General features: G+C 53.3%; 25 protein-coding genes, 2 tRNA genes and 1 pseudogene. 9 read left to right on the top strand and 19 right to left on the bottom strand.

Features of this window, described 5'->3' with window-relative positions:
- Positions 1 to 54: 54 nt before the first annotated feature.
- Genes DXB00_RS10650 through DXB00_RS16425 form a run of 5 tightly spaced genes read right to left on the bottom strand, consistent with a single transcriptional unit; the run spans position 55 to position 1,439 of the window.
- The gene (locus DXB00_RS10650) at positions 55 to 621 is read right to left on the bottom strand and encodes a GcrA family cell cycle regulator (RefSeq protein ID WP_118729315.1); all 567 of its coding nucleotides are present in this window, start codon (positions 619 to 621) and stop codon (positions 55 to 57) included.
- 17 nt (positions 622 to 638) lie between these two features.
- Positions 639 to 839, bottom strand: a complete 201-nt coding sequence (locus DXB00_RS10655) for a helix-turn-helix domain-containing protein (RefSeq protein WP_118729316.1) — start codon at positions 837 to 839, stop codon at positions 639 to 641.
- A 15-nt stretch (positions 840 to 854) separates the two neighbouring features.
- Complete coding sequence (locus DXB00_RS16420; protein ID WP_158578299.1) at positions 855 to 1,028, bottom strand: hypothetical protein; 174 nt, start codon at positions 1,026 to 1,028, stop codon at positions 855 to 857.
- Entirely contained in the window at positions 1,025 to 1,279 is a 255-nt protein-coding gene (locus DXB00_RS10660) for a hypothetical protein (protein ID WP_118729317.1), read from the bottom strand. The genes DXB00_RS16420 and DXB00_RS10660 overlap by 4 nt, the downstream gene beginning before the upstream one ends.
- Before the next feature lies 1 nt (position 1,280).
- On the bottom strand, positions 1,281 to 1,439 hold the full coding sequence (locus DXB00_RS16425; protein WP_158581305.1) for a hypothetical protein: 159 nt from the start codon (positions 1,437 to 1,439) through the stop codon (positions 1,281 to 1,283).
- A gap of 73 nt (positions 1,440 to 1,512) precedes the next feature.
- Between DXB00_RS16425 and DXB00_RS10665 the strand changes: the two genes are divergently transcribed.
- The gene (locus DXB00_RS10665; RefSeq protein ID WP_118729318.1) at positions 1,513 to 2,205 is read left to right on the top strand and encodes a hypothetical protein; all 693 of its coding nucleotides are present in this window, start codon (positions 1,513 to 1,515) and stop codon (positions 2,203 to 2,205) included.
- Positions 2,206 to 2,387: 182 nt separating this feature from the next.
- On the opposite strand, the gene DXB00_RS10670 is transcribed toward DXB00_RS10665, so the two are convergent.
- Positions 2,388 to 2,594, bottom strand: coding sequence for a helix-turn-helix domain-containing protein (locus DXB00_RS10670; RefSeq protein ID WP_117490524.1), 207 nt, complete (start codon positions 2,592 to 2,594; stop codon positions 2,388 to 2,390).
- Between the two features lie 143 nt (positions 2,595 to 2,737).
- Here DXB00_RS10670 and DXB00_RS10675 point away from each other — a divergent pair, with 143 nt between their 5' ends.
- Positions 2,738 to 3,385: a LexA family protein gene (locus DXB00_RS10675; RefSeq protein ID WP_147358074.1), complete on the top strand. Its 648-nt coding sequence runs from the start codon at positions 2,738 to 2,740 to the stop codon at positions 3,383 to 3,385.
- A gap of 48 nt (positions 3,386 to 3,433) precedes the next feature.
- Here the strand turns inward: DXB00_RS10675 and DXB00_RS10680 are convergent, their stop codons facing one another.
- Positions 3,434 to 4,222 carry a BRO-N domain-containing protein gene (locus DXB00_RS10680; protein ID WP_118729419.1) on the bottom strand — a complete coding sequence of 263 codons (789 nt, stop codon included), beginning with the start codon at positions 4,220 to 4,222 and terminating at the stop codon, positions 3,434 to 3,436.
- A gap of 423 nt (positions 4,223 to 4,645) precedes the next feature.
- On the opposite strand from DXB00_RS10680, the gene DXB00_RS10685 reads away from it, so the two are divergent.
- The 3 genes from DXB00_RS10685 (at position 4,646) to DXB00_RS10695 (ending at position 7,144) form a co-directional block, all read left to right on the top strand.
- On the top strand, positions 4,646 to 5,686 hold the full coding sequence (locus DXB00_RS10685) for a tyrosine-type recombinase/integrase (RefSeq protein WP_118729320.1): 1,041 nt from the start codon (positions 4,646 to 4,648) through the stop codon (positions 5,684 to 5,686).
- Between the two features lie 126 nt (positions 5,687 to 5,812).
- Positions 5,813 to 6,358, top strand: a complete 546-nt coding sequence (locus DXB00_RS10690; protein ID WP_118729321.1) for a Panacea domain-containing protein — start codon at positions 5,813 to 5,815, stop codon at positions 6,356 to 6,358.
- Between the two features lie 6 nt (positions 6,359 to 6,364).
- Complete coding sequence (locus tag DXB00_RS10695) at positions 6,365 to 7,144, top strand: hypothetical protein (RefSeq protein ID WP_118729322.1); 780 nt, start codon at positions 6,365 to 6,367, stop codon at positions 7,142 to 7,144.
- A gap of 979 nt (positions 7,145 to 8,123) precedes the next feature.
- On the opposite strand, the gene DXB00_RS10700 is transcribed toward DXB00_RS10695, so the two are convergent.
- The 6 genes and pseudogenes from DXB00_RS10700 to ilvA form a co-directional block, all read right to left on the bottom strand.
- Positions 8,124 to 8,657, bottom strand: a complete 534-nt coding sequence (locus DXB00_RS10700; protein ID WP_118729323.1) for a VanZ family protein — start codon at positions 8,655 to 8,657, stop codon at positions 8,124 to 8,126.
- Positions 8,654 to 10,819: a DUF6449 domain-containing protein gene (locus DXB00_RS10705; protein WP_119214883.1), complete on the bottom strand. Its 2,166-nt coding sequence runs from the start codon at positions 10,817 to 10,819 to the stop codon at positions 8,654 to 8,656. The genes DXB00_RS10700 and DXB00_RS10705 overlap by 4 nt, the downstream gene beginning before the upstream one ends.
- On the bottom strand, positions 10,794 to 11,693 hold the full coding sequence (locus tag DXB00_RS10710; RefSeq protein ID WP_119214884.1) for an ABC transporter ATP-binding protein: 900 nt from the start codon (positions 11,691 to 11,693) through the stop codon (positions 10,794 to 10,796). The genes DXB00_RS10705 and DXB00_RS10710 overlap by 26 nt, the downstream gene beginning before the upstream one ends.
- Positions 11,690 to 12,061 carry a GntR family transcriptional regulator gene (locus DXB00_RS10715; RefSeq protein WP_119214885.1) on the bottom strand — a complete coding sequence of 124 codons (372 nt, stop codon included), beginning with the start codon at positions 12,059 to 12,061 and terminating at the stop codon, positions 11,690 to 11,692. Before DXB00_RS10715 ends, DXB00_RS10710 begins: the two co-directional genes overlap by 4 nt.
- 318 nt (positions 12,062 to 12,379) lie before the next feature.
- A pseudogene (locus DXB00_RS10720) lies at positions 12,380 to 14,730 on the bottom strand (phosphoketolase family protein).
- Positions 14,731 to 15,052: 322 nt separating this feature from the next.
- Complete coding sequence (gene ilvA, locus DXB00_RS10725; RefSeq protein ID WP_118646328.1) at positions 15,053 to 16,264, bottom strand: threonine ammonia-lyase; 1,212 nt, start codon at positions 16,262 to 16,264, stop codon at positions 15,053 to 15,055.
- A 183-nt stretch (positions 16,265 to 16,447) separates the two neighbouring features.
- Between ilvA and DXB00_RS10730 the strand changes: the two genes are divergently transcribed.
- Complete coding sequence (locus tag DXB00_RS10730; protein WP_117492274.1) at positions 16,448 to 17,194, top strand: hypothetical protein; 747 nt, start codon at positions 16,448 to 16,450, stop codon at positions 17,192 to 17,194.
- Positions 17,195 to 17,196: 2 nt separating this feature from the next.
- Positions 17,197 to 17,751 carry a FumA C-terminus/TtdB family hydratase beta subunit gene (locus DXB00_RS10735; RefSeq protein ID WP_118480468.1) on the top strand — a complete coding sequence of 185 codons (555 nt, stop codon included), beginning with the start codon at positions 17,197 to 17,199 and terminating at the stop codon, positions 17,749 to 17,751.
- A gap of 408 nt (positions 17,752 to 18,159) precedes the next feature.
- On the opposite strand, the gene DXB00_RS10740 is transcribed toward DXB00_RS10735, so the two are convergent.
- Positions 18,160 to 18,405, bottom strand: a complete 246-nt coding sequence (locus DXB00_RS10740) for a YlmC/YmxH family sporulation protein (protein WP_110436514.1) — start codon at positions 18,403 to 18,405, stop codon at positions 18,160 to 18,162.
- Positions 18,406 to 19,266, bottom strand: a complete 861-nt coding sequence (locus DXB00_RS10745; RefSeq protein ID WP_147358076.1) for a polysaccharide deacetylase family protein — start codon at positions 19,264 to 19,266, stop codon at positions 18,406 to 18,408.
- Positions 19,267 to 19,562: 296 nt separating this feature from the next.
- Here DXB00_RS10745 and rpsB point away from each other — a divergent pair, with 296 nt between their 5' ends.
- Both rpsB and tsf read left to right on the top strand, forming a co-directional pair.
- A complete protein-coding gene (gene rpsB, locus DXB00_RS10750; RefSeq protein WP_110436512.1) occupies positions 19,563 to 20,288 on the top strand; it encodes a 30S ribosomal protein S2 in 726 nt (241 codons plus the stop codon).
- 117 nt (positions 20,289 to 20,405) lie between these two features.
- Complete coding sequence (gene tsf / locus DXB00_RS10755; RefSeq protein WP_118729328.1) at positions 20,406 to 21,338, top strand: translation elongation factor Ts; 933 nt, start codon at positions 20,406 to 20,408, stop codon at positions 21,336 to 21,338.
- Between the two features lie 1,093 nt (positions 21,339 to 22,431).
- On the opposite strand, the gene DXB00_RS10760 is transcribed toward tsf, so the two are convergent.
- The 4 genes from DXB00_RS10760 to DXB00_RS10775 all read right to left on the bottom strand — a co-directional run bounded on the left by DXB00_RS10760 (position 22,432) and on the right by DXB00_RS10775 (position 23,350).
- Positions 22,432 to 22,516, bottom strand: a tRNA-Tyr gene (locus DXB00_RS10760).
- 21 nt (positions 22,517 to 22,537) lie between these two features.
- Positions 22,538 to 22,613 (bottom strand) — tRNA-Thr (locus tag DXB00_RS10765).
- A 60-nt stretch (positions 22,614 to 22,673) separates the two neighbouring features.
- Complete coding sequence (locus tag DXB00_RS10770) at positions 22,674 to 22,886, bottom strand: hypothetical protein (protein WP_119214886.1); 213 nt, start codon at positions 22,884 to 22,886, stop codon at positions 22,674 to 22,676.
- Positions 22,883 to 23,350 (bottom strand): helix-turn-helix domain-containing protein, encoded by a 468-nt coding sequence (locus tag DXB00_RS10775; RefSeq protein ID WP_119214887.1) that lies wholly within the window; start codon positions 23,348 to 23,350, stop codon positions 22,883 to 22,885. Before DXB00_RS10775 ends, DXB00_RS10770 begins: the two co-directional genes overlap by 4 nt.
- Positions 23,351 to 24,012: the final 662 nt, after the last annotated feature.

Here is a 24,012-nt window from a genome sequence, read left to right on the forward strand (position 1 = left end):
TTGAATACTTTTACCTGCCGCTGATCGGGATTGCCGTCCTGACAGCGGCGTTTTTCATGCGCGCACTTCGTCGTAGGCGATAACAGCCGCGATCTCGCAGACCGACACATCGGCGTCGGGGTGCTGCTCGATGATGTACGACAGCTTGCGGATTTCCTGCTCGATGACCGACAAAGCCTTGCGCCAGCAGACAGCCATCTTGTTGAAGTCGTCCACCCGACCGACCACAGCGTCAAACGCCGTGAAGATCATGCGGTCAACATCGACCGGCTCTTTTGCTGGTTCCGGCTCGGCCTCGACGGACGGCTCGGTTTCAGCTTCCTGCTCCGGCTCTGCTTCGACCTCGGGTACCGGTTCGGTACTCGGCTCCGGCGTCTTGCTGCCGGTCCGCTGCCGTGCTGCCATGGCGGCCAGCTTGGTGATGACCTTATCGCGGGATACGCCCAGCGCCTCCGCGATCTCGTTCGCGGACTTGCCCTCGTCGCGCAGCGTTGCCAACTGCTCGAGCTGTTCATCTGTCCAGCGGAAGTACGGGCGCTTGCTCGGCCGCGGCTTGCGGTGCGGACTGTCGAACTCGGATGCGACCGAGGCGAGAGTTTCTGCGAAATTGTTGTTAGACATAGGGTTTCATCTCCTTTTCATTCCGTGCTGACACCCTCGGCCATGAACTTCTCGAACGCGGCCTTGGGAATGATAAAGTGCATACGCCCGCTCGGCTGACGGTACGCGATGCCAAACGGCACCTGCTTGGTGCGGATCAGGTTGCGCAGCGAGTTAGGGTTCATGCCCAGACGTTGTGCGCATTCTTTTGCGGTGTAGGTTTCACGCTTGTCCGTCATGTGAATTCTCCTCTCTTATGTGATAAACTTAGCTGTCATCCGTGCAATGCAGATCAGAGCAGCCAAACTGATGTAAAATACCGCACAGAACATGTCGATACGCTGATGGAACAGCCTGTTCTTCAACAGGTGGATCTGCACCAGAATGAGCAGCTCCCAAAAAGCAATGCCCGACGGGAGGTAAATCATGAAGCATCACCACCCTTCTTGATGGGTTCTCGTACATGCTTTCTTGTTTCCAGCTCGTATTGCGTCGTTTCTACATAAAGCAGCATATCTCGCTCATCAAATTCCTTGAAAATGTATTTTGACAGCGCAATAGCTGATTGGGCATCGCCCTTTCTTGCTGCCGCCGCAAGGCATTCATGCAGCAACTGCAGCACCGAGTAGCGAATATTATCCGTGGACGAAATGCGCAGTATTTGTTTCTGTTCTGCCATTTTATCGGTTCTCCTCCGAATTGCTGTCATCGAGCGCTCGTCGTACGGCCTTTGCCAGATTGTCTAAGGCACGCCAGCGCAGGAACTGATATACGCAGCTGCGTACAGTCCAGCCTAAGGCGAACGACGATACGCATAAAGCGGTAATTGGGAAAATCATTGGTTTTCACCTCACTTTTACGCTTGTACCCTAATCCAGCATTTGCTATAATATTGACAAAGGAGGTCTTATTATGACAAATTCTTGCTTTGTTGTTATGCCAATCGGTACACAAATTTACAATGGTGTAACTGTTTCCGAAAATGATCTGCGTAAACGATACGACTACATTATCAAGCAGGCTATCCAAGCTGCCGACCCCACGCTTGAAGTCATCCGAGCAGATGAAGAACTGAATCCCGGTTCAATGAGCAATGATATTTTCATGAAGTTGATGCACTCCAAATATGTTATTGCTGACATCACATATCCTAATCCAAATGTATTTTATGAACTCGGTATACGCCATGCCATCAGCCCACGCACCATTCTTATCCGTGAGCAAAATGCACCTTCAATTCCTTTCGATATTTCTCACTTGCGCTATATCGAATACTCTTTGGAAGCAGGTGGTATGGAAGATTTGAAAACAAAGCTCATCTCAAGATTTGGTTTCTATCAACGAAATCCCAATAAGCCTGATAACCAGTTTTTGGAGTTGTGCGCATTTACCAATTATGTACCCACTCTTTTCGGACAAAAAGCAGATCCACAACAGGAAGTAATGAAAAATTTTCTCAATTTCTGCTGTACCCAACCAACCCTGTTGCAGCAAATGCTCCGCCCTGGCTTAACATCCGAAGATCAGGAGCAAATTATTATGCAAGAACTGGCTAAACATCCAGAAGAAATGGCTAAAATTATCCTTCCTTTAATGATAACATAACTCCATTTTTGCATTAACATAGAGCTCATCCAACCATCTGATTATGGTATCTCGCTCGCGCTTCGGAGGAACATTTGCAATACTAATCTCAACTGCAAATGTTTCTCCGTTTTTTTCAAAACAAAGTGCCTTCTTAATAGATTTTTGCGTGTTTTCAGTCATTGTTTCTTACCTCGCTTTTGTCACTTATCGTGACTATCTGTGTCAAAAAAAAGAGCCTGTACGGTCGTGTGGTAGTAATCCGCCAGTTTGACCTTGATCTCGTCACGCGGTACACGCTGTCCATTCTCGTACATCGAGATAGCAGACAGCGAAATCCCTACCGCACTGGCTACAATATCACGCGGAATGTTACCTCTTGCCTGCACAAGCCGTTCTGCAATCGTCATTTTTGTCACCTCCTTGCGTGTCACTTTATGTGACAATGTTATTATAACAACCTCGTCAATCTTTGTCAACACATTTCGTGACATTTTTCTATTTACTTTTGTCACGGGTCGTGTTATGATACCAACATAAGGAGGCGATCCATTTGGCACAACTTAGTGATATGCTCACTTATTTGCGAAAAAGAAAAGGACTGTCCCAGCAGGAGCTTGCAAACACCCTGAAAATATCCCGCAGTGCGATCGGTATGTATGAAACCGGCAAGCGCGAGCCAGATCTGGAAACCCTTGAAGTTTTTGCCGACTTCTATAATGTAGACATGAACACGCTGACCGGCAAAGCACCTATCAAGGAACAAACAAACAAACTTCCCGACAATGCCGTTCCGGTTGACTTCTCTCACCTAAAGCGCATCCCCATCCTCGGCCGCATCGCTGCAGGAGCGCCGATCTACGCCGAAGAAAATATCGAGGGCTACACTTTTACCGACCTTAACGGCGGCGCAGAATACTTTGCTCTGCGCGTACGAGGTGACAGCATGAATGCCGCCCGTATTTTTGATGGTGATATTGTTATTATCCGTAGACAGGATATTGTTGAAAATGGCGAGATCGCGGCAGTCCTTATCGACGATCAAGACGCAACCCTCAAACGCTTTTCTCGAAGTGGTAACATAGTAACCCTCATGCCGCAGTCCACCAATCCCAAACACAAGCCGTTTGTTTACGATTTGAAAGAGACTAATGTTCAAATTCTGGGTCTGGTCGTCAAGGTTGAATTTCGACCGAGCTAAAACAAAAATCCCCATTCACTGGTAGAACCGTGAACAGGGATAGGATATTTATGCTGCCGCACTATACCGCAGCGTGTACTTCTTGCCCCGGTACTCAAAACTTTCCGGGTAATCGTGGCGCTCCAGCCACAGGCTGACCTTGGCAACGACCGACTTCGTGTACTGCACGTTCGTTCCGGCGTGGCCGCTGACGGCGCTCTGGAACGGCGCAAGCTCTTTTTCCTCGGGCAGTACGTCCACCTGCGCGATGATCGCGGAGATTGCGTGTGCGTGCGGTTTGCCCGATCTGGACATTACGCCAACCTTTTTAGCAATCGCGGTCGCATCGAACAGTTGCTTGTTCAGCGTTACGCCCTCGAGCGGGATCTCCACACCGACCGGCGCGTACAGACTCTTCATGGCAACGGCAACAAACTGCGGCGCCATACCGGCCTCCTTGAGTGTCTGGCGGATAATGCGTGCCGCGCTGTTGACCTCGCCGAGCCGCTTCTGCGATACCTTCGGTGCCGTGTACTCGCCGTGCTTGCGGATTGCAGGCAGCACTTCGGACGTTACCCAGCGCTTGAACGCTCTGGCCGCCGGCAGCTTGCTGGACAGGATAAGGCTGTACAAGCCGGACTCGTTGATGATAACCATGTTCTGCTTGCCGCCGGGGGTTGTCATTTCAACCACCCCCTTGTCTTCGTCATCGATGTGCTTGCGGACCGCCTGTGCGGTATCGGAATAACCGAGAATGTCCGCTACGTCCTTGCCGACAAACCACGGTTCGCCGTCCTTAGTCAGCGTGCGAACCTCGCCGAACTGGTCATTTGCGAAAATCTGAATTTCTTTGCTCATTGCATTGTCCTTTCGTCCATAGGTGGAAAGGAGCGGCGGGAACATACCCCGCCATGCGTTACTCCAATGCTGTCCCCCATTTCGGGGTGAGCGCGCTCAGTTGTAATTACAGGTGGTATCTTACCGCATGGCACCAATTCTGTAAATTGACAAAATGACGGTGAAAAAACTTCAATCTCGCGTTTTCTGAACTTTTTGATACGTTTTATCATTCATCCAACCGACACCAGCGGTTCGCAGCGTTCTGCGGAGCTTTCTGGCATCTTTGGCGTTACTATAAATATTCAACAAATATTTTTTCAAAAAATCCCGCCCCGGTGCTACCAACACCAGAGCGGGACATGAGGTACTGACAAATCGCGAAACCTATCAGTACCTCTATTTTATCACACCTTCATGCGATAAGAAAGGGGTTTTATCATTATGAACGGAAGTTTCCGCAAAAAGCCGAACGGCAGTGTGGAACTGCGTGTCTGGCTCGATATGCCGGACGGCAGCCATGTTCAGAAGTCATTCTGCAGGCGCACTCGTGCGCTCGCTAAAGCCGCCTACGAGGAATTTCTCGAGAAAGGTAAACAGACGCAGGCCCGGCGGAAGTCGGTCGGAGGCTGGGGCGCAGAGTGGCTGGAACGCAAAGAGCAGTCGGTCAAGTACCGCACCTACGCCAATTACGAGCTGTATTTCAACCGCTATATCCTGCCTATGCTCGGCAAAATGTCGCTCGACAAGGTCATGCCCGCCGACATTGAGCGGCTGATGGGCAGCGCCGCGCACCTCAGTAAGAGCGCACGCCACCACATCTTCATCACCATCGACCAGATCATGAAAAGCGCGGTTGCGAACGGTCTGTGCAGCCGCAATCCGTGCGAGGGTATCAAGGTCAAGCCGGACGCGACATTCAAGAATATCACCGTCTACAAGCCGGACGAAATCGCCTGCCTGCTCTCTCACCTTGACCGACCGTTCGGTGTGGCGATTGCCATTCTGCTGTACGCCGGTCTGCGCAGCGAGGAAGTCATGGGGCTGCACTGGCGCGACATCGACCGGAAGAACCGCACAATCACCGTCCGGCGCGTTGTCACCCGTGTTGCCAAAGGCGAGTTTGCGCCCGTGGACGTGACCAAGAACGAGCGGGTGCGCGTTGTCACCTACGGTGACCAGCTTGCCGCGGTGCTGGCGGACGCGCCGAAAACGAGTATCTACGTTGTTCCGGCAAAGCGCGGCGGTTACATGACACCCGGCTCGTTCCGCCGGCAGTACGACAGCTTTTTCGATGGGCTGCCCATTCGCCGCCTGTCGCCGCATAAGCTGCGCCATACCTACGCCACCTACCTCATCAAGGGCGGCGCCGAGCTGCGCGCCGTGCAGACCCTGCTCGGACACTCGTCCGTTAAGGTCACCGAGATCTATACGCACATCAATACCGACGACCAGCGCCGGGCGTCGCAGAAGCTGGCGTACTGAATTTGTAATTCCTCCGAAAAAAATCGGAGGAATTTTTTCTTAGTTGACCATTTGTGGTCAATTTATACGGTATATCAGACATATATTGAAGGGTATTCTTAAATCATAAAAAAGGAGCTTGTAGATATGTGGATGGCATTTAGAAAGAATATTGCTTTTTCTGATAATTATGTTACAATAAATTTGAAAGGAGGGGAATGTATGCAACGAGAATACCCCGTGCTATCGTTGTCGAACTATATTTGTTCAACGACAGCTGATGATGGTAGAACGGTTACAAACTTGCAGCTGCAGAAAATTTTATACTATATTCAAGGATATTTTATGAGGTGCTTAGATTCCCTTGCTTTTGATGAGGATATATACAACTGGCAATATGGTCCGGTTGTTCCTGAAGCTTATTTTGAGTATAATGTAAACCTAAGCAATCCTATCAATAACATCGATGTTACTGCTGCCAATGAATTTGGTAATTCTTTGCGGATTGATAGTAAAGCATTTAATTTATTGCATAAGGTCCTAAACAAATGCTTACTGTATTCTGCAAGACAATTAGTAAGTATGACACACAAAGAGGATCCATGGAAAAATACTGCTTCACGACAGATGATAAGCAAAAATGCAATTAAACGATTCTTTGCATGTAATGATCCTCTTGGATTGGACTCTTAATCTGATATGGAATATTCTGAGAAACTAAGTGAACTCATTGAGAGCATGACACATTATATTGAGCCATCTGATGAGGAAGCCGACGAGTTACTCAATGATTTTCAAGAAATCTATAACGATGGTACTTTTCGGCATTCATATTATGAAATTTCCCAACAATTAGAGGGCTTTCAGAGTGATGTGCGCGATAATGTCTGTGCTGTTCTTGAACGAGTGATGTCGAGAATATCAGACGATCATTCTAACCTTAGTAAGGGTATGACAAAGTTATATGATCATATTAAGTTAGAAGCATTACGTTTGGCTAGAATGGAGAAAGTGGCATTTTTAAGTGCTAAAGCGGATGAAGCATTAAAACAAGCTCAACAGTTGAATAAAGAAAGCAACAAAAATGTAACTGATCTACTTGACCGTGTCAATGGATTCCATGGTCAATCTATTGCAATTTTAGGTATTTTTTCTGGTATAGTATTGGGTTTCTCAACTGAGATCAAGTTACTGACAGAAACTTTCTCGAACATAAATAATATGAATGTGAAGAATATGCTTCTATATTTATTGATAGTTGGATTTATTGCATTTAACACATTATTTATGTTAATGTACGCAGTATCTAAGATTGCGAATCAAAGCATTGCAGCATCTTGCAAAGGAAGAGAATGTGAGTCCTGCCCAGAAAATCATCGAGCCTGGGGACGGTTACGCCGAAAATATCCTTATGTTCTGTACTTTAACATCATGGTATTGATAAGTGCAGTGGTTGTATTGGTTGTTTTTAGGCGATAGTAAAAATTTTCATAACTGTTCAAATATAATACATCATCATATACCATTCCTACTCCTCAGGCAAAGATGTTGCTGTATAGGGCATCGACTTCGGAGTGATATTTATCTAAAGAACAAGGGAATAATAAGGGAACAACCCCGAAATCGTCAGCTATTCTGCGGGTTTGCTCCACACTGTAAATCTGTCGTCTATGACTTCGGTGGTTCGAATCCACCACCGGACGGGCAGGCACGCGTGTGGCAGTAAAGCCATAAGCTGCACCCGCCAATCACGGCAGGCACGCGCCCAATCCGAAGGAAAGAACGGTCGTTCAATGATGAAATCTACCAGCACGGACCGTTTGTAACGATATATTGCCATTTGCGACGTTATCCCTTAGGGGCGCGCACACCCACCGCAGTGGCGTCCAGCGAGCAACCGCCGTAGGCGGCTCTTAGCGAGTCGGAGTGTGCGCCCCCCTACCAATCAATGACAACGTGTAATTTAGGCGAACACTGTTCGCCCTACGGGATATATGGTGCAAAACCATGTCTCTCAACAAACAAGCGCTCCGGTCTCATCACTTGACAAAACCGGAGCGTCCGTTTATAATACTGATATAAGAACGGCTCTCACGTGTCAGGTGCGGTCGTTCCCCGAACAAGTTTAGAGCTTGAGGAAAACGCCGCTGCCTTTTTAGGTGGCGGTTATTTCTTGAGGTTCAAAATACCGAAGACAACCGTCGCAAGCAGCATCAGAAGCGTAAGTACCTCCATTGTTGTCATGCGCGTCACCCCCTTATTCCGGGGGAATAACCTCGCCGTTCCATATCAGCAACTTCATTATAGCATACATGGTTTCATACTGTCAATAAACCGCTCTTCGGGGCGGCTTTTGTGCATTTACCTCGTATTTCAATCACATAAACCCCAAAACAGGCACACCTCTCGGTGTGCCTGTTTTCCGTATATTACTCTCTATCCTGCGACCCGCTGTCTCCTACCACAGAATCAGCAGATCGGATATTGTACTTGCCGCGATGATGACGAGCCAGCAGACAAGCGGTGCTGCCCACTCTGCCCTTCCCTCGCCCCGCGGCGCGAGTTTGGGACACGCTCTCATCAGCAGCTTTGCCGCCGCGAAGCCGAGTGCGCCGCCCAGGGTATTCAGCAGCAGATCATCCACCGAGGTGACGCCGCCCGCGACCAGCTGTATCAGCTCAATGCTGAGCGAGGTGCCGAAGCACCACCAGATGGTGCGGCCTGCCCGCTCGAACCACCGCCAGAACAGCGGCAGGAACAGCCCGAGCGGAAACAGCAGCGCGATATTTCCGGCAATGTTCACGAACGGACCCAGACCGGGCGCCTCCGGAGATTTTACCACGGAAATCATATCCGCGAACGGAACGAGCTCCAGTCTTGGCTGCGGCAGCCTGCCGAGGAATATCTGCGCCAGCGAGGGACCGGTGAACAGTCCCACGCCTGCAAGATACACCAGCAGAAGCAGCGTGCCGATGATACCGCGCTTTCTCATCCGACAGCCACTTCCGTCGTATAGGCAACATCACCGTCCTGTACAGACCCGACGCCGTTTTCCGCGTCCTTCTCCGCCTGTGCACGGTATTTCTCGATGATATCCTCCGGATAATCCTCTTCGGTGTAGCCTGCGCTTGCGTTCCACTCATCGCCCTTTTCGTCCGTGTAGGTCAAGCATACGCTGCTGCGGGCAAACTGCTGCATAATGCCGTACGCCATCGCATTGCTGCCGTACAGATTCATTGCGTCAATGTTGACCGCGTTTTTAAGCAGTGCGTCAATGTCCGCTCTGTCGGTCACCTGCACGCCCTGCCAGATGTCTTTATCCGGCAGATAGATGCTCAGTGTAATCAGCTTTACGTTTTTCGCGCCGACAGCCTTGGGAACGATATTGGCATACTTTTTGATAAGTGCAAGCGTCTTGACATCCTTATCGGTCACGCAGACCGCTCCCTCGCTGATATAATCGTCGTTGTTCTGCTGCGAGAATTCCATGCGCAGCACCGGCATGGCATCACCGGTGTGGGTCAGCGTCTCTGCCTTGAGCGTGTCAATGATCTCCTGCGCCTTCTGCGAGTCGCTGAGTGTGCCGACGCCGTTGTAGCCGTCACCGTTGGTGTAGAAAACAATGTTGCGGTGATAACCCTCATTGACCTCGCCGAGCGCAAACAGCGACCACGCCTTCTGTTTGTACTCTGCGGACTGGTAAATCTGCTTTTTGAGCGTGAACACTTCGTCTGTGGCCGGCAGCTCATACGAACGGCTCTTCACCTTGCCGTTCTTCAGCTTGAAGGTGACGGTAATGCACGCCTTCTGTGCATTTTCATCCGTATTATTCAGGCTTTCCACGCCGAGCGCCGCCAGCTGCCGCGCTGCCGCGATGTTTTCCGGCTCACTGAGCAGTGCCGATTCACCGACGTAACCCATCGGCGCTGCCGCTGCAATGCTGCCCTCATCCGGCAGCCATTTATCATAGCCGAACACGTCGGACTGCATGGTCAGCAGACCCGCACACAGCACTGCAAGGATGATAACCAGCTGCAGCGGCTTGCGGAAGATGGCGCGGAAGTCGAACGCGTAGATAATCTCCACCACGCAGTGGAAAATGACCGTGCCGAGCACCAGACCGACCCAGAACCACAGCTCGGATTCGTAGACCAGCATTTTGAAAATCTCAGCGAACGCCGTACCCATAACCACGCAGATAATAATCTTGACGGGCAGCTTGATCGGGTTGAATGCCAGTGCCGTGCCCGCCCGCTCGCTCTTTCGGATGCGGAACAGGAACAGCGCCAGTGCGGTGATAACGATCGCCGCAACCGCATAGCCGATCAGCAGACCGATGGCACTCAGCTCCTGCAGCCCGGCGGAGTAATCCATCGCATGGACAGGCTCCACTGCCCAGCCATGCATTTTCGTGCCGTTTACGCCGAAATACTGAATCAGCAGTGCAAATTTGCTGCAGAACAGCAGCGAAGTCATGGAGGCATCCGTCACATAGGTCTGGAAGAACATGCTCTTGAGACCCTGCCACAGTGCGGTTACGAGCGTCGGCCCGAAGTACACCCACAGACCGAGCAGCAGCGTGATGACCGTATTGCCGCACAGGATGGTCGTAACAGCCGCCATCGCGTACAGCAGGAAGAAGAAAATGACGTTGGACGCGATCACGCCGATGAGCGAGGCATTGACCGCTTCCCCGAAGCCCATTGCACATGCGCCGACAATACTCAGTACATGCAGCACGAGGTACGGCACGAGCGCGCACAGCGCACCGGTCGCGTAGTTTACCGCAAACAGACGGCTGCGCGAAATCGGCAGGCTGTGATAGAAATCCACCTTGCGGCGATTGTGCAGGTACGCGAACATGCTCACACCGCAGGTGACCGCCAGAATGATGACGGCCAGCTTGACAAACACATTCTGTCCGCCGAGCATCTCACCGACGCTCTCCACATAGCCTTGCCAGCTTGCCGCGGCATCTGCCGCACTCAGATTGACCAGATCCTGCTTATGTGCCGACAGGCTGTGCTGCGCCGTCATAATCACCGGCAGCAGCTGCGCCATAAAGAATCCCACCGTGGACAGCACGATGGCCCACAGGTTGCGTTTCATGCAATCCCGCACGAGACCCTTAGAACAGGAGTTTCTTGACATCATAGCCTGCCACCTCCGTTTCATTGATAAAGATTTCCTCCAGCGTCAGCGGGAGCATTTCGCAGAAGGTCGGGTTCAGCGCGTTCACCCTAGCGAGCAGCTCTTCCCGGCTGCCGCGCGCCGTAATCGTGTACAGCGAGCCGCGCTGCTCCTTGTGCAGAATGTCAAAGCCTTCCCACGCGGAATCCGGCAGCGAATTTGAGAAAATGCACTGCATTTTGTACATACCGAGCTTCATGTCGTCCAGATCGCGCGAGAACAGGATGCCGCCGCGATGCAGCAGACCGACATGGTCGCAGATGTCCTCCAGCTCACGCAGGTTGTGCGAGGCGATGATGGGCGTCAGACCTCTGTCCGCTACATCCTCGGCAAACAGGCTCTTTACCGTCTGGCGAACGACCGGGTCGAGACCGTCGAACGTCTCATCGCAGAATAAGTAGTCCGTGCCGCTGCATACGCCGCAGATGACCGAAACCTGCTTTTTCATGCCCTTGGAGAACGTCCGCAGCTTGCGGTTTTCGTCCAGACCGAAGCCGTTCATCAGCTTGCGGTAGCGCGCTTCATCGAATTTGCTGTAAAAGCGCTTGTAGTAGTTTTTCATTTCCTTCGGTGTGCTGTTCGGGAAGAAAAACTGCTCATCCGAGATAAAGAAAAACCGTTCCTTCATTGCAATGTTCTCGAAAATGTCCTCTCCGTCGATCTGCACCGTGCCCTCATCCGGCTGCAAAATGCCTGCCAGCATGCGCAGGAACGTGGACTTGCCCGCGCCGTTCGAGCCGATCAGGCCGTAGACCGAGCCGTCCTTGACTTCCGCGCAGATGTGATCGACCGCCGTGATGTCCTCAAACCGCTTGGTCGCGTTGGTTGCCGTAATCATGTTCTGCTCTCTCCTTTCCTCTCTACCCAGCCGCGCAGCTGCTCCTCGGTCGCCCCGAGTGAGCGCGCCTGACCGGCCAGTACGGTAATCTGCTCACCCAGTTCGTTAAGCCTCTGGGAACGCAGCACCGCTGCATTGTCCGATATAAAATTTCCCCGTCCTTTTGCGGCGTAGATCACACCGCGGCGTTCCAGCTCTCCGTAAGCGCGCTGTATTGTGTTCGGGTTGATCGACAGTTCCATCGCAAGCTGCCGTACACTGGGCAGCTGGGTGTCCGCTGGCAGTGCCCCACGCAGAGCCAGTCCCTCAATGCCGTCCACCACCTGTTCATAGATGGGTCGGGCATCCCGATAGTCGATTTTAATCACCTGACGCGCCTCCTTTCCTTTTGTTGATTTGAGAGTGTATCAACTGTACTGTGTGTTTTAGTACAGTTAGATAATAACACGAACCAGACGGCATGTCAAGCATAATTAGTAATTAGGAATTAGAAGTTAGTAATTAACGTGATAGAAAGCCTTACCGTAGGGTGCGCCGACCCCGGCGCACCCTACGGTAATGTTTGTGCAGTTATTTGTCGGTATGAACATGATTTATCGTTGCAAAAGAAAAAGGGCGCACAATGTGCGCCCTGCGGAGAACCATCCCTTCACGGTCATTCTCCATTTTCCATTTTCAATTCTCTATTATTTCCATTTCCACTCGCGGACTTCCGGCATATCCTCACCGTACTCGGTGATATACTGCTGATGCTGCACCAGCTTATCGCTCATCTTCTGATAGAGGTACGCGCCGCGGTTGCCAAGCTGCGGCAGGCGCAGCAGAACGTCCTTGACGAGATGGAAGCGGTCGATATCATTCTGCACGCGCATATCGAACGGCGTGGTGATGGTGCCCTCCTCCCTGTAGCCGCGAACGTGCAGGTTGCGGTTATGACGGCGGTAGGTCAGCTCATGGACGAGCGTCGGGTAGCCGTGGAAGGCGAAGATGATCGGCTTATCCTTGGTGAACAGCATGTCGTACTCGGAGTCGGACAGGCCGTGCGGATGCTCCCGCTCGGGCTGCAGCTTCATCAGGTCAACCACGTTGACAACGCGAACCTTGAGTTCGGGCAGCTCTTCCCGCAGGATGGATACGGCAGCCAGCGTTTCGAGCGTCGGCGTCTCGCCGCAGCACGCCATAACAACGTCCGGTTCTGCGCCCTGATCGTTGGACGCCCACTCCCAGATACCGATGCCTGGGTGCAGTGCTGCACAGCCTGCTCCATGGTCAGCCACTGCGGACGCGGATGCTTGGAAGCCACGATGACGTTGACATAGTTGCGGCTCTTGATGCAGTGATCGAAGCAGCTGAGCAGGCAGTTTGCATCGGGCGGCAGGTACAGACGGACAACATCTGCCTTTTTGTTGGCGATGTGGTCAAGGAAGCCCGGGTCCTGATGGGTAAAGCCGTTGTGATCCTGCTGCCATACGTTGGAAGCCAGAATCAGGTTGAGCGACGCGATCGGCTGACGCCACGGCAGGCCGTTGCAGACCTTGAGCCACTTGGCGTGCTGTGCCGCCATCGAGTCGATAATGCGGATGAACGCCTCATAGCTTGCGAAAAAGCCGTGACGGCCGGTCAGCAGATAGCCCTCGAGCCAGCCCTCGCACATGTGCTCGGACAGCATGCCGTCCATCACGCGGCCGCTTGCGGACAGGAATTCGTCGGTGTCCAGACGCTCGGCGTTCCACTCGCGGTCGGTGACCTCGAAAATGTGGCTCAGGCGGTTGGACATGGTCTCGTCCGGGCCGAATACGCGGAAGTTGCGGCTGTCCATGTTCAGCTTGATGACATCGCGGACATAAGCGCCAAGCTCGATCATATCCTGACCCTCGACCGCACCCGGAGCCGGAACATTCAGTCCGTAATCGCGGAAATCCGGCAGGCGCAGCTGGTGCATGAGCAGACCGCCGTTGGCGTGCGGGTTTGCGCCGATGCGGTGCTCGCCGGTCGGCGCCAGTGCCTTGAGTTCGGGAATCAGCTTGCCGTTTTCGTCGAACAGCTCCTCCGGATGGTAGCTGCGCAGCCACTGCTCGAGCATGGGCAGGTGCTCCGGGCTGTCCATCATCAGCGGCACCTGATGCGCGCGGAAGCTGCCCTCGATCTGCTTGCCGTCCACGTTCTTCGGACCGGTCCAGCCCTTCGGGGTGCGCAGCACGATCATCGGGTAGATCGGACGGGTCGTGTCGCCGGTCTCACGGGCGTGCTTGCGGATGGCGAGGATTTCCTCGGTTACGGTGTCGAGCGTATCCGCCAGTGCGCGGTGTACCTTCATCGGCTCATCGCCCTCGACGAAATACGGCTTCCAGCCGCAGCCCTCGAGCATTTTGCGCAGCTCCTCTTCGGGAATACGCGACAGCAGGGTCGGGTTGGAGATCTTGTAGCCGTTCAGGTGCAGGATCGGCAGAACAACGCCGTCCGTCACCGGATTGAGGAACTTGTTGCCATGCCACGAGGTTGCCAGCGGGCCGGTCTCCGCCTCGCCGTCACCGACAACTACGGTTGCGATCAGATCGGGGTTATCCAGCACCGCACCAAAGCCGTGCGCCAGAGAATAACCCAGTTCACCGCCCTCGTGGATGGAGCCGGGGGTCTCCGGTGCAACGTGGCTGGCAATGCCGCCCGGGAACGAGAACTGCTTGAACAGGCGCTTCATGCCCTCAGTGTCCTCGCTGATGTTCGGGTAAACCTCGCTGTAAGTGCCCTCGAGATAGGTGTTCGCCACGAAGAAATTGCCGCCGTGACCCGGACCGGACAGCAGGATCATATCCAGATTATACTGCTTGATGATGCGGTTCAGGTGAACGTAAATCAGGTTCTGTCCGGGCACCGTGCCCCAGTGGCCGACGATCTTCTTCTTGATGTGCTCGGGCTTCAGCGGCTCCTTCAGGAGCGGGTTGTCGAGCAGGTAAAGCTGACCGGCTGCAAGATAATTTGCCGCCCGCCAGTATGCGTCCATTTTGTTCAGCATTTCGTCGTTGATGTGTGCTGCCATAGCGTAATGCTTCCTTTCTGCGGTTGACTGTATGCTTGGTTTTATTATTCTATCCGTTTTAAGGCAAATAATGCGATAAAACGTCCACCTGTTTTTTCATTCCTTATCACGCTGAGATAATAGCACATCGTTATTTATTTGTCAATATAATATCTTGCCATGAGAGTAGAGCGTTATACAAGGCAGGAGTACTTGAAAATGGAGAGTGGAAAATGAATGTGATGGTTTACGTTTACGTTCACTTTCAATTCTCCATTCTTCCGAAAAAAGAACAGCGTCCCGCTCTATCCAAGCGGAACGCTGTAATTTCATTGCATTTTTATCAAATCTGCGAAGTAAACACCTTATAGCCATCATCGGTGAGGGTGTCGATCAGGCGCTTGGCGTGGTCAACGCCGCCGACCTCACAGACGACATGGATAATCGCCTCGCCGATCTCGAGGTCCGTCTGTACGCGGTCATGCTGGAACAGGATGATATTGGCATTCTGCTGTGCAACGATGTGCGAGAAATGCTCGAGTGCGCCCGGTGCATCCGGCATGAGCACAGAGAACTTCAGCTGACGGCAGCGGGTAATCAGGCCCTTTTCCACAATCTTGTGGATGAACGAAACGTCGATATTGCCGCCGGACAGCACGCATACGACCTTTTTGCCCTTTACATCCACCTTGTTGTTGAGCACAGCCGCGAGCGGAGCCGCACCGGAGGTCTCAACGACCTGCTTGCAGCGCTCGAGCAGCAGCAGAACAGCGGAAGCAATCTCGTCATCAGAAACCGTGACAACGCGGTCCACATACTTCTTGATATACTCAAAGGTCTTTTCGCCCGGGGTCTTTACGGCGATACCGTCAGCGATGGTGTGCACGGTATCGGACGGAGTGCGCTCACCGGTGCGGAACGAATTTGCGATCGCCGGTGCGCCCTCAGCCTGTACGCCGATGATCTGGATGCGCGGGTTGATCTGCTTTGCGCAGGCAGCCACGCCGGAGATCAGTCCGCCGCCGCCGGCCGGAACGAAGATCATGTCAACGCCCGGCAGGTCGCGCAGGATTTCCAGCGCGATGGTGCCCTGACCCGCCATAACATCCTCATCGTCAAACGGGTGGATGAACTCTGCGCCGGTCTCCTCGCAGATCTCGCATGCCTTGGCATAGGCTTCATCGTAAATGTTGCCCGCCAGAACAACCTCGGCACCGTATCCCTGGGTTGCGGAAACCTTTGCAATCGGCGCGGAACGCGGCATAACGATGGTGGACTTTACACCGGCAGCGGTTGCCGCAAAGGCAACGCCCTGTGCATGGTTGCCCGCAGAGGACGCAACAACAGCGTGCAGGTCGCCCTCAGCGAAGCGCTTCATAATCTTATTGTAAGCACCGCGCACCTTAAAGGAGCCGGTCTTCTGCTGGTTTTCGTACTTCAGATAAACCTCTGCGCCGGTCATGGCGGAGAAGGTGCAGGACGTAGACAGCGGAATGTTGTGGATGACGTTTTTCAGTCGGTCCGCAGCTGCCTCGAAATCTTTTAATTCTAACATTGAGCATCTTCCTCGTTTTTGCAAGTTAAGATAATAATAGCACGTTCTTTTTTTGATTGCAAGACACATATTATATATATGAGTCAGTAATTAGCAGTTAGGAATTAGTAATTACTAATTATTATTTGCCTTTATCTCATGAATTTGCTATACTAAAGAAAGATTATTGTGGGAGGAACTGCAATGGACGAGCAAACCCGTGGATTCCGCAGTGCCATCTTCGGCGGCTTTAACCGCGAGGACGTACTGCATTACATAGAAGAAACCGACACGAAATACTACACCGAGACCGCCGAGCTGCGCTCTCAGCTGACCGAGGCTCAGTCCGCGATGAACGAGCTGCGCACGCAGAACGAGGCGCTTACCGCGAAGAACGCCGAGCTGCTCGAGCGGCTGGGCGAAATGACGCTGGATACCGATAAAATCCGCGCACAGCTGGACCAGATCGAAAGCGGTTTTTCCCTTCAGGCGACCGAGATCGAGGCGCAGAACGCCCGTGCGGCGCAGCTTGCGGCGGAAAACGACCGGCTGACCTCGGAGAACGCCAAGCTGTCGGCCAAATGCGGTGAATACGATGCGACCAGAGAGAAGATCGCCGAGATGGAGCTTTCTGCGTACCGGCGCGCCAAGCAGATCGAGGAGGACGCCAAGGTGGAGCTGCAGAAGCTGCGCCGCAAGTCGATGGAGACCATCGAGCAGGTGCGCCGCCAGCTGGATGCCACCAAGGAGAACTACCGCACCGTGCTGGCACGCAACCAGCAGGAATCCGCCGAGATGGCCCGCAAGGCCGGTGAAGTGCTCGGCGAAATTGACAAGATCAGCGCGTCGCTCGGCAAAAAGGACGGCGAGGCACCCCATCCCGAGCCGGACAAGGCAAAAAACGGACTGCGTGAGGTTCTGAACAATCTGCGCCCGAAAACGGAGGAATAAGCATGGCACACTACGATTTGAAAACCGAACAGCTCAAGGAAATGGCGCCGAAGCTGCGTGCGGGCGACACCGTAACGCTGACCGGCACGGTCTACACCGCGCGCGACGCCGCACACAAGAAGATCGTTGCCGCGATGGACGCAGGCGACAAGCTGCCGTTCGACCTCGACGGCGCGGCGATCTACTACGCCGGACCGACCCCCGCAAAGCCGGGTCAGGTCATCGGCTCGGTCGGCCCGACCACCTCCGGCCGTATGGACCCGTTCGCACCGCGTCTGCTCGATGCAGGTCTTGCCTGCATGATCGGCAAGGGCGTGCGCAATCAGGGCGTGCAGGACGCAATGGCGCGCAACGGCGCGGTTTATATGGTAGCCATCGGCGGTGCAGGCGCGGCGAAGGCGGCTTCGATCAAGAATGTCGAGGTCATCGCGTATGACGAGCTGGGCTGTGAGTCGGTCAAGCGTCTCACCGTGGAGAATTTCTCCGCCATCGTCTCGCAGGATTCGGTCGGCGGCAACCTCTACACCGAGGGCGTTGCAAAGTATAAGAAGGATTGAGCCAAAAGGCGGACGGTTGTCCGCCTGAGGCTGTCGAAAAACTTCGTTTTCCGAACAGCCTCTCGCTCGAAACCACGCTTTCGAGCGAATCTCGAAGAAAAACCGCGTCCTGCGGACACATTTTTTCTTCCCTTGTATAAATTCCGAGATACACAAGGTGAATTGCCGCATAGCGGCAAGAGAGGGTGGTCTGGACCATGCTCCCGGAATTTATGAATTTGCAAAGCAAATTCGATTGAATGCGTGCTGCCGCACGAAGCATAAAAATCGAATATTGCTTTTTCGACAAGCTGAGGCGGACGGTTGTCCGCCTTTTTCTTTTTGCATTTGATGTGGTTTTGCCTTCTCCGTAGGGCAAGAGAAGCCACTCTGGAGTGCCCCGCCCTACGGTACAGGTCTAATCCTATATTATTTAGGTCTATACCGGACCAGAATATAGTCTTCCCCAAGGGTTTCAATGCACCCCCACGGAATAACGCAGTCATTTTTAGAGAACAGCCCGACAATGCCGCTTTGCGCGGGCACGACGAGTGCGGTAATCTGTCCACAGACCGGATCGAACAGCAGATCGCTCACCTCACCCATCCGTGCTCCGTCGCACAGATTGATCACCTCACGGCAGTGCAGCTCGGAAAATCGCATGGTATTCTGCATTTAATCCTCTCCTAACGCGCGGTGCAGGAAGCTTTCTGTGCTCTGCCCTGCCGGACGGTTGAACCGCCCCAGTTCAAACAGGCAGTCCGGGTTTCGTGTAACGGTATTGATGCGCTCCTCGCACCCGAGCGTACACCGGAAGCCCATGCTTTTGAGCAGCGTTTCGCTCTCTTTGGAGCACGCACCGAACGGATAGGTATAGCAGGTCGGCGCGGGCAGTCCGGCGTCCGTGATGAGCGTCTGCGTCTGCTCGGTGTCCTCGCGGAGCAGCGTCTCGTAGCGCGTTTCGTCCTCGCCTCTGCGGCGCAGACAGCCGCGGCGTTCGCCGTACTCGTGCAGGTTCCACGAATGATTCTGCACCTCAAACACATCCTGCATTTCGCGCAGGCGGTCAAGCCGCAAATGCGACCAGTAGGCGTTTTCCTCTCCGTTGTCGGTGAAAAGCGCGGTCTGGCTGCCGATGATGGACACAACCGCCTTCATTCCGCGCTGTTTGAGCAGCGGATAGGCATAAATGTAGTTGTTGTAGTAGCCGTCATCGAAGGTGATCATCACCGGCTTCTCCGGCAGGTCTGCACCGTCCTGCACATACGCCAGCAGATCGCTTACCGTTATAGCGGTATACCCCTTCACCTGCAAGGCGTCCAAATCGGCCGCCAAAACCGCCGGCGAGATAACATATTTGCCCTGCCGTGCGCTGTCCTTGAGAATGCTGTGATACATTAGAATCGGTACACGCACGCTGTCCTCCCCGAATACCGGCTGCACCGTGTCGGCACGCTCAAGCAGTCCAATCGCAAAGCATAAAACCAAAACCGTGCATACCGCCTGAAACGCGGTGTGACGAAAACCCAATCGCAAAGAAATCCCCTCCTGTCATAATTTATGCAGCGAAAAAAGATTTCAGCACCCTGCGGTATGCATTTCATGCACTGCCAACCCCGGAGAAACGCCGTAAACCGTATCGTTCATTCTGCATTCTCCATTTTTCATCCTCAATTTTCAACTTTCCTCTTGACATCCCTCCCCCATTGGTGTAAACTATCATAGCATGAATTCACACATCCCGTGATGAAAGCGGTCGGTGATGGGACGCTTGTTCTGTTGCCGCTGTCAGATGATCAGGGATGGAGGAAAAACCAAGGAGGAAAAACAAAATGGCAGTAATTTCTATGAAGCAGCTGCTGGAGGCCGGCGTACACTTCGGCCATCAGACCCGTCGTTGGAACCCGAAAATGGCTACCTACATCTTCACCGAGCGCAATGGTATCTACATCATTGACCTCCAGAAGACTGTAAAGAAGCTCGAGGAAGCATACTTCTTCGTACGCGATATGGCAGCTTCCGGCAAGTCCATCCTGTTTGTCGGCACCAAGAAGCAGGCACAGGACGCAATCAAGGAAGAGGCTGAGCGCTGCGGTCAGTTCTACGTTAACGCACGTTGGCTGGGCGGCATGCTGACCAACTTCAAGACCATGCGTACCCGTATCGCTCGTCTGAACCAGCTGCAGAAGATGCAGGCTGACGGCACTTTCGATCTGCTCCCGAAGAAGGAAGTTATCAAGCTCCAGCTCGAGATCGCTAAGCTCGAGAAGTACCTCGGCGGCGTTAAGGAAATGAAGGAGCTGCCGGGCGCTCTGTTCGTAGTTGACTCCCGCAAGGAGAAGAACGCGATCGCAGAAGCACGCAAGTTGGGCATTCCGATCGTTGCAATCGTTGATACCAACTGTGATCCGGACGAGATCGACTACGTTATCCCGGGCAACGACGACGCTATCCGCGCTATCAAGCTGATCTCCCAGACCATGGCTAACGCTGTTCTGGAAGGCAAGCAGGGCGAGCAGCTCGAGGTTGAGGCTAAGGCTGACGCAAAGGCTGAGTAATTCATAACTCAATATAACATTCAGTGAGTTGTTCGTAGGGCGCGACGACCCGGCGCGCCGGTGTTCGTTGTGCCCTACGTTTTTCATCGTAAAATCATAAATTGGAGGAATAATAAAATGGCTTTTACCGCTGCTGACGTAAAGAAGCTCCGCGAAATGACCAGCGTAGGCATGATGGACTGCAAGAAGGCACTGACCGAGGCCGACGGCGACTTCGACAAGGCTATCGAGCTGCTCCGTGAGAAGGGCCTGGCTAAGGCTGCTAAGAAGGCAGACCGCATCGCTGCTGAGGGTCTGGTCAAGGCTACCGTATGTGATGAGTGCGGCGTAGGCGCAATCATCGAGGTAAACTCCGAGACCGACTTCGTTGCTAAGAACGCTGACTTCCAGCAGTTCGTTGCCGACGTTGCTAACGTTGTTATCAAGGACGCTCCGGCTGACGTTGAGGCTCTCAAGGCTTGCAAGATGGGCGAAGGCACCGTTCAGGACGCTCTGCAGGAGAAGGTTCTGACCATCGGCGAGAACCTGCAGATCCGTCGTTTCGAGCGTTTCGACGACTCCACCGTTAACGTTGCTTACAACCACATGGGCGGCGTAATCGGCGTTCTGGTTGGTCTGGAAGTTTCCGAGGGTCTGAAGGACAACGCTACGGTTAAGGAGCTGGGCAAGGACATCGGCATGCAGGCTGCTGCTATGAACCCGTCCTTCCTGGACAAGTCCGACGTTGACGAGGCTACCCTCGCAAAGGAGAAGGAGATCCTCCTGATCCAGGCTCTCGAGGAGAACAAGACCGCTGCTAAGCCGAAGCCGGAGCAGATCATCCACAAGATGGTAGACGGCCGTATCGGCAAGTACTACGAGGAGAACTGCCTCCTGCAGCAGGCTTTCGTTAAGGAGAACAAGGTTTCCGTTGAGGCTCACATTAAGGCTGTTGCCAAGGAGCTGGGCGGCGAGATCAAGCTCGTAAAGTGCGTTCGTTTCGAGAAGGGCGAGGGCATCGAGAAGAAGGTTGACGACTTCGCAGCAGAAGTTGCTTCCATGGCTAAGTAATCTCGTTACAAAACGATAGATCAAGGACTTCCGGTTTTACCGGAGGTCCTTTTTATTTGCAGAAAGCAATGTAGAAAATCTCTTTTCGTCAGTCAGGGTCAGATCAGTCAGAATCATTCTCCATTCTCAATTTTGTTTCTGCTCTGCTGTTCTCTGCTATGCTCTGCTGTTCTCTGCTATGCTCTGCTCTTCTGTTCTGTCCTCTGCTCTTCTCTGCTCTGTGTACTTTCTGGACGAGAAATGCCGTTTTCCGGACGAGAAATCGCGTTTTCCGGGCGAGAAAAAACGACGGGCATGAGAATAAGCCCTGTTGATGCGGAATGACAGGGCTGTGGCGCGGTTTGCGTTCTTATCTATACCGCGGATTGTGATAAAAATTGACCATGAATGGTCAACTCCGGGAATATTTTTCGGTGTACACAATCTTTTCCGTAGGGTGTGCCACGGTGAATTGCGGCAAATCCGCAAGAGAAGGTGCCCTGAGGTACGACCTCGGCACACCATTTGTAAATTCATCTGCACCGGCTGAACCGTAGGGGCGAACATTGTTCGCCCACGTCCCGTATGATTTTGCGCTGCCCGGGCGCATACTGTGCGCCCCTACGAGGTAACATCGCAAACGACAATAAATCGTTCCAAATAGCCTGTGCAGATTGATTTCGCTATCGAACGAGCGCTCTTTCCTTCGAATTAGGCGCGTGCCTGTTTTGCATTCCTTCGTATATGGCGCGTGCCTAACTTGAGCGTCTGGTGCAGTCCCCTAACCGCACTGCTACACGCGTGCCTACCCGTCCGGTGGTGGATTCGCTTTCACTGCGGTGAAAGCCACGGTGATTGAAACAGCCCACCGGGCTGTTTCCAAGAGCCGGCGCTCCGTTTAAGGCGTGTGTCTAACTTGAGCGTCTGGTGCAGTCCCCTAACCGCACTGCACATGCGTGCCTGCCCGTTCGGTGGTGGATTCGCTTCCGTTGCGACGGAAGCCACGGTGGTTGAAACAGCCCACCGGGCTGTTTCTAAGAGCCACCTTTCGAATCCACAACCACCTTCCGCCAAAACAGAAAAAGGACATTCCTTTTTGGAATGTCCTTCTGTTTGGTGGAAGGTGGTGGATTCGAACCACCGAAGTCATAGACGACAGATTTACAGTCTGTTCCCTTTGGCCACTCGGGAAACCTTCCATATTCAGTTACCAGCTTGATTGGAGCTGGTGGACGGACTTGAACCCCCGACCTGCTGATTACAAATCAGCTGCTCTACCAACTGAGCTACACCAGCGTTTCATCAAGTCGTCTTGTCTCAGCGACTTATTTAGTATACCTCACACCGGTGTATTTGTCAATAGGTTTGTCCGAAATTATTGCATTTTATTTTCCGATCGATCGAATCCGACACCTGCTGCAGAACGGTCAGCAGCGCGCTCGACAAATCCGGATAACGCCGTGCAATCTCGCTCGGGGCGAGCGGCATCCGCCGGATATTCTCCTGCGTCAGACCGCAGCCTTCCTCGCCGTTGGCCGCCAGACGGATTTTCAGCTCATGCTCCTTCATGCGGGCATCGCACAGGTACTCGAAGCGATCCTGCGGCGCGCGGAACACCGCATCCACCCCGCCGGGTCGGCCATGTAGAGATAGCGGTACACCTTGTAGATTGCAACCGCGAAATACGACTCGATCTCGTGCGAAAGCTGCTTGCTCTCGAGCGATTCGGCAACCTGCAGCAGCAGGGCTGCCGCCTGCACGATCTGGCTGTGCTCCGTCTCGGTGTCCGTGCCCTCCATGCGCTCGGCAGGCACAGCAGAGCCGTCACGCGCCATCGAACGGCCGAGCAGGTAGTCACAGGACACGCCGTAATAATCCGCCGCACGCACAACAAAAGACAGACCGGGTTCGCGCAGTCCGTTCTCATAGTGGCTGAGAAGCGCCTGCGAAACGCCGAGGTCGCCCGCTGCCGCTCTTTGACTTATTTTCTTTTCCCGTCGCAGAAGCGCAAGCGTGCGCGAAAAATCACTCATTCCAACATTCTCCGTCTGCGTTGTGCCGCAGAAGGCACAACTATAAAATATATATTTACATTATACTCGCTGTATTACCGTTTGTAAAGTACAGAAAACAGTCATTTTCGACGCATTTCGACAGGCTCACTTTGCATTTTCGGCACTTTTCCCTGCATTTTGTTGTCCTGTTTTCGATTGGTAACTACATATTGGGGATTGTGTAATCCGACGGTTGTTAGAAAAATTCGTCAGGCTTCGCCGGGTGGTTGCACTTGACGCCGGAGCGGGTGCATTTTATAATAAAATAGAGTAATATTGCAGATTTCACCTGTTATCCTGCACCGATTGACCGGTTCGCCCCTAACGGGCGGGAGTTTTTCAGCACCGGCTGAGCGGGGTGCGCGAACTGCGCAGGCGGTTCGCCCCTAACGGGCGGGGAGTTTTTTCAGCACCAGCTGAGCGGGGCACGCGAACTGCGTCAGCGTGTTCGCCCCTGACGGGCGGCAGTTTTTCAGCACCGACTGAGCGGGGTACTCGAACTGCGTTAGCGTGTTCGCCCCTGACAGGCGGCAGTTTTTTTGCTGAACCTCAGCGGGGAGTTGCGCTCTGCGGAGCGCGGGAGAGTGCGGCGCCCGCCGCGGGGGCAAAAAGGAAGGGACACCTGCGGTTTCCCTTCCTCT

Source organism: Butyricicoccus sp. OF10-2, assembly GCF_003481925.1.
In the GTDB taxonomy this organism is placed as follows: domain Bacteria; phylum Bacillota; class Clostridia; order Oscillospirales; family Butyricicoccaceae; genus Agathobaculum; species Agathobaculum butyriciproducens.